4 protein-coding genes are annotated in these 4212 nt (G+C 62.8%); all 4 read right to left on the bottom strand.

The window, feature by feature from the left end:
* Positions 1-148: 148 nt before the first annotated feature.
* The 4 genes from ACTWP6_RS29990 to ACTWP6_RS29975 all read right to left on the bottom strand — a co-directional run bounded on the left by ACTWP6_RS29990 (position 149) and on the right by ACTWP6_RS29975 (position 3881).
* Entirely contained in the window at positions 149-346 is a 198-nt protein-coding gene (locus tag ACTWP6_RS29990; protein WP_443189607.1) for an excisionase family DNA-binding protein, read from the bottom strand.
* A 592-nt stretch (positions 347-938) separates the two neighbouring features.
* Positions 939-2060 (bottom strand): tyrosine-type recombinase/integrase, encoded by a 1122-nt coding sequence (locus ACTWP6_RS29985; RefSeq protein WP_443189606.1) that lies wholly within the window; start codon positions 2058-2060, stop codon positions 939-941.
* 292 nt (positions 2061-2352) lie between these two features.
* Positions 2353-3258, bottom strand: coding sequence for a putative toxin-antitoxin system toxin component, PIN family (locus ACTWP6_RS29980; RefSeq protein ID WP_443189605.1), 906 nt, complete (start codon positions 3256-3258; stop codon positions 2353-2355).
* Positions 3259-3632: 374 nt separating this feature from the next.
* Complete coding sequence (locus ACTWP6_RS29975; RefSeq protein WP_443189604.1) at positions 3633-3881, bottom strand: hypothetical protein; 249 nt, start codon at positions 3879-3881, stop codon at positions 3633-3635.
* Positions 3882-4212 lie beyond the last annotated feature (331 nt).

Here is a 4212-nt window from a genome sequence, read left to right as displayed (position 1 = left end):
ACGACGACGACCCCGTCACGACGACGACCACGGCCCCGCTCACCACACCGAGCGGGGCCGTTCCCATCGGCCACTCGTCACCAAACTCGATGATGCCCATATCCTCATCCACAGCGACGGGCAACACCGGGGCGGCTTTCTCGTCGAGTCACGATGCACCGCCAAACGGCTGCATAGCGGCGTCGATCTCATTGAGGTCGACGCGCACAAGGCGTGAGCCGCTGCGATATCCGGTCAGCCGCCCATCGGCGATCATCTGTCGAATCGTGCGGTCGGTGACACCAAGGTATTTCGCGGCTTCGGCCAACTTCGCGTAACGCCGCCGGGGAGTGAGAGTATCCGCCATCTCGGAGGGCCTTTCGACATCCTTTCGATGCCGCCCAGCCGAGGAATTCGGAGACGCAAACGCTCAGGATTGAGCGCGTGCCGGAAATACTACCTGTTGAGGCGAAGTACCAGGCGGTGCAACACGCCAAGCGGAACCATGTGTCTCGTGGTTCGCTTCGCTGAAGTTCCGGGATCAATCACCACTCGCGTCTCCAAGCTGCCGCAAACCTTGGCCAACGAGTCCATTACGGACAGGAGCGTGTCTTGTGACAGCTGCACCTGTTGCCGACATTCCATGCACCGGAACGACCAGCTCTGGTGCCCGTCATTCCAAATTGTATGTGTGACATTGTATTTGGATTGCGACTTCTCTGCCTCAATGGTGGCACCAGGAATGAGCGTCTCCATGTAGGCATTCAGATCTGGTCTGTTCTGGAACCGAAACGGCGGATTCACGACCACCATCTGAAATGTGTAGACATCGGGGTCGTTGCCTCGTGGGCCGCGGATTGAGATGCGCCCGCCGCGGGGCCGCTCGTCATCGACGATTGCGACCTCAGCCCCAACCTCGCTGCAGGCACAGATCACGACGTACTTGGACGACGCCGCCATCACACTCCCCCGTTCTCTGCGATCTTGGACAACAGTGCGGCGATTTGCCGGTCACGGCCCTGCGCTGCGTGCTGGTAGCGCATCGCCGCCTGCGGTGTCGAGTGACCCAAGCGGGCCATCAGTTCGGCCAGGCTGGCGCCGGTGGCCGCGGCCAGCACCGCCCCAGAGTGCCGCAGATCGTGCCAGCGCAGATCACTGCGGCCGGCGGCGTCACGCGCTCGGTACCAGTGGCGGTACAACGTCGAGGGCTGCAGATGCCCACCCGTCTCATTGGCGAAGATCAGCGAGTCACGCTTGCTGCCAACGAATTTTGATAGGTGGTGTTCGATCTGCGGGATGATGTGGGGCGGGATCGCGACGTCGCGAACGCCGGCGTCGGACTTCGGCGTGGTGACGTCGAATGTGCCGCCATTCGTGCGCACGGCCGCCCGGCGGATGCGGATCACCTCGTCGCTGAGGTCGATGTCACTGCGGCGCAGCTCGACCGTCTCCCCGAAGCGCAACGCGCACCAGGACGCCAGCGTGACCATCAGTTGTAGCCGCTCGGGCATTGCGGCCGTCACGGTCGCCAGCTCCTCAACCGAGGCCGGCCGGATCTTGTGCACGCGCTTGGCTCGGCCGGCGCCGGTGATCCGGCACGGGTTGGCGTCGATCAGCTCGTCGTTGACCGCGCTGCCCATGATGGTGCGCAGTAGCGAGTAGGCGTGGCTGCGCAGCGTGGGTCGATCTGTCAGTGTTCCCGCGTACCATTCCCGCACATCCTTGGGCTTGATCGAGGCAAGCTGGCGTGCGCCGAACGCGTCGAGCAAATGGTCATCGAGCAGCGCCTGATAGTGCTCCCGAGTCCGGGCCTTGATCGGCCTGCCCGCGACCTGGCGGCCAGCCAGCCAGGCGGCCGCGTAGGCGCTAAATGTCACCTTCTCCACTGGGGCGACACTGGACGGGTTCCACATCTTGGCGTCGATCTCGCGCCGGCGGTCGGTCAGCCATGCCTCGGCGTCGATCTTGGCCGCGAACGTTGTCGGCGCCTTGACGTAATTACCGTCAGGATCGGTGAACCGCACCTGGTACCGACCGGACGGCAGTTTCCGGATATTGCCGAACGATCGCTTTTCTGCCATTTCCAGGGACCACCCAGTATCGCGTTTTCCGTGCCAGATATATGCCAGATGAGCTTACGGCACGTTCCGCTTGCTTCCGCCTAGCTCACGCGATACTGTGCCGAGTGTCGCCAGTTCAGAGGGTATCTCCACTGGTCAGACAACGAATCGCAAAACGTCGAGAACGCCAACTTCAATCCCAGTATCGCGCACCAGAGTTTCCGCAGTTCAGTGTGCGTTTTCGCACACCTGATTCAGGTTCGTGAACTAGACGTGAACTGAGCTGTGCAAAGCCGACAAGCGTCAACCGAAGCTACTTGCCCGCTTCTGACTCGGGTCGGGGCGGAATCCGTTCGATGGGCCAAGGGCCACCAACTCCGAAAACCCGCCAGTGATCGACATCTAGCTCGGGCGGGTTGGGCAGGTCGGGGCACCGCTGAAGGGTGGCGTAGATCGTGTCGTCGGGCAGCTGAAGTTCACCCTGAGTGATGAGGGTCTCGCCGGGATTGGGCGGCAACTTCAGATAGGCGACCTCGGGAGAGGCAAATATAGGCCGTGACCCAAGTCCCCGATCCGCCAGCATGTCACGCACTTGGTCGAATGCCGCTAAAAACTCAGGCACAGCGCTTGGCACCGTGACGAACCCGAGAAGCTCCTCAGCTTCCGCTTCGTTCGCGGCGTGCTCAAATATCGCCGTGAACGCTGAATACACGGTGATTAGCGCTGTGCTGCCCTCAGCCTCAATCGCCATCATGCTGCCGCTCGGATCTGCGGGGAGAAACCCCTCGCCCCACTTGTGACGGTAATCGAGTAGATCAAGTGCCTCGGCGGGTGTGTACGTCTGAATGTTCGGGTAGCGGATGTTTCGGACGGCGCGGTCGCCGGATACTAGGACGCTGGTATCGGCGTCCTGGCACAGCGCGATGAGGTAGTCGTCGTCGGGGTCTGTGCACACCTTCGGAATCTCAGCTTCCGGGCGGTCATCGACCCAATCCGCCAGTAGCTCGATTGCAGCGACGAAGTCGCGTGCGTCATCGACAGTGATCCATCGGCGGAACTTCTCACGTTCTAGCACGTCAGACACCTCGTCCATGAGCCGTCCGCACACGACTAGAGCAACCTGGCCCTGCATTGCAGCCTCGACAATCTTCATCGGACTACCTGAAGGCGATATGGCGGCGGAGACGTAGGTATTAGCGTCTGCGACCAGCCGAATCATAGGAGCTTAAGTGGCGCGGGCCGCTCACTCGCCGCGAGAGCGAGCAGTCACAAAATCCTTGGCTCGCCTCTCGGCGCGCATCTGCCGAATTTCGGACGATGCTTCCCGACTGGCGTCGTCATCTGACACCGGCTCACGCGCAGCTGCGGCTTCGCTCAGCCGCTTCAGCGTCCGACTGATCAGCTCTGCGTCCTCGCAGTGGCCCGCGCGCATGAGCAGCCGCCTACGCGCGACCTCCCTGCGATTCGCGCCCGCCATCTCTCAGACCTCCAAGGTAAGCAAATCCCGACATGTCCATCATCGGTCAGGACACAGCGGTTGTCGACTGCCGCCGTGAGAGCCGTTGTTCACTCGTGACCCGCCAACCTCGCTAGTCACATGCTCGGGTCGACCGTGAGAGTGTCCCCGCACCCAGGTGGGCGCATGTAGGCGGGAACCTTCCACCACGGCACCGTGACCGTCTCCCCGGCCTCCAGGGCGTCGAGCAGATAACGAGGACGGTGCAGATGCCCGTACCGGGCCTGCTGGTCGCGCTCACGGTCCAGCAGCCGCCGATAGATCGGTCCGAGGCCGTCGCTGCTGCGCTGGGCCTCCCGCGCCCTCACCGGATTCTGGCGCGGCACCTCAGCTCACCACCTGCTGCGGACGCGGACCCACACGGGCAGCTTCCCGCCGATCCCGCCGATCCCAACGGGCACGGGCCGCGCGCTGATGACGGGCAGACTTCGGCGGCTCCTCCGAGAGCCGCACGCGCTCCAACATCTGCACCGACTGCCGCTCACAATGCCGAATCTCCGCGCTCAACCGGGCCAACGTGGTCGGCCTGCACTTGAGGTGAGCCCCCTGTAGTGGTCCAGTCGTTGTGGGACTCTGTTGCCCGAGTGCTCGGGCAGGAAGAATCAATGACGACATGGCAACGAACAAGCGCCGGCGGCACACTCCGGATCAGATCAT

Source organism: Mycobacterium sp. 4D054 (assembly GCF_052245755.1).
Lineage (GTDB): Bacteria > Actinomycetota > Actinomycetes > Mycobacteriales > Mycobacteriaceae > Mycobacterium.
The sequence above is the reverse complement of the archived record's forward strand: the minus strand, read 5'-3'. Positions and strand labels throughout refer to the sequence as shown.